Source organism: Arsenophonus endosymbiont of Bemisia tabaci Q2 (genome assembly GCF_902713415.1).
In the GTDB taxonomy this organism is placed as follows: Bacteria; Pseudomonadota; Gammaproteobacteria; order Enterobacterales; family Enterobacteriaceae; genus Arsenophonus.
Genome location: NZ_CACTIE010000298.1, coordinates 1 through 1,184, shown reverse-complemented (window position 1 = coordinate 1,184; position 1,184 = coordinate 1). Strand labels below are relative to the sequence as shown.

The 1,184-nt window shown below is 41.3% G+C and carries 1 protein-coding gene and 1 pseudogene; one reads left to right on the top strand and one right to left on the bottom strand.

All coding sequences use genetic code 11. The annotated features are described in order from the left end of the window. Positions 1 to 614: 614 nt before the first annotated feature. Positions 615 to 862: pseudogene (locus tag ARSQ2_RS11480) on the bottom strand (Cox family DNA-binding protein). 206 nt (positions 863 to 1,068) lie between these two features. On the opposite strand from ARSQ2_RS11480, the gene ARSQ2_RS11475 reads away from it, so the two are divergent. Then, the coding region (locus tag ARSQ2_RS11475) for a helix-turn-helix domain-containing protein (RefSeq protein WP_181995362.1) at positions 1,069 to 1,184 on the top strand (116 nt) is incomplete at its 3' end.

The following is a 1,184-nucleotide window of genomic DNA, read 5'->3' as shown; positions in this document are numbered from 1 at the left end:
GATTCAGAGGCAATCCGAAATTGCTTCGCTGTTTCTCGGATACTCAACCCTTCTTCGGCGATAGCGGTTCTTGACCGTATAGAGGTACGTTTTTACTAGACAGCGGTTGTTAATACTGTCTGTCGGGTATTTATCTATTTGATTTTTAAATGACGCGAGAATATTTACGACATCGTGTTCTTGCGTGTGATGTTCGGCAGGATCCCGCCATATGTTATTAATGATTTCTTCGGTTGAGCGTTTTTTAGTAAACTTAATGTTATTGTGCGTATTCGAGATTAGTTGCGATAATGCATTTGACGCCGTTCACGGCAACGTTGGCGAGCATTCATTGATGAATATCTCTTCCATAAGAAGATTTATGCTAAGTACGAAAAGTACTTACTACAAATCCACCTATTGATTATTCAGTGTTTGTGTACACCTGTATCGGCATACTCCGGTCGGGAAGTCCTTACGTCCGTAGGCTCAACTCCGCTTCGAAAACAACCTACGAAGCTGTCAGCAAATGACAGGCGCAACTTCCCTGCCATCCGTTTCACAGATTTTATTTTGCTGATACCGTATTGTTAAAGAGCAGTTTACAGCCCTAAACGCTGGCTATTCGCTTTTGTTCAAATTTCTAGCTTTACAACCCAAGCGTCTCGCTCTTCTGCGGGACGGTTAAAGTAAGCTTCTCGGACTATGCGGTTGAATTCAGGAAGGTATACCCACCTTTCACTTCTGGCGTTGGGTTTGGTTGGATCTTTCAAAAAAATGACAAGTAACTTTTGTTCTTCAGCCATATCCTTGACTGTACTAGGAGTTTTACCGAGCAGCTCAGCAAAATTTTTATGTTCACTGCGTCTATCAGATATCTGATCTCCTAGTCGTCGTTGCTCACTCCGCCCCTAATAAATTTTTTTTAACCGCTTCATACCGCTTCTAACCGCTTAAAAACCCAAATTCTGGTATGCTTAACACTGGGTGCATTTGCCGCGATTTACCGAGTTCTGGCCTGGTTTGGCGACACCACATAAAATATTCCTATATAGGATCAATAATAGTACCTGATTAGGAGCAAGTCAAATGAAATTAAGTGATAAAATTAAAGCAATGCGTATAGCTGAGGGATTGAGTCAAAATCAGTTATGTGAACTTATTGGATTGCCTAGAAGTACTCTTTCTAAGTATCAAAGCGGATT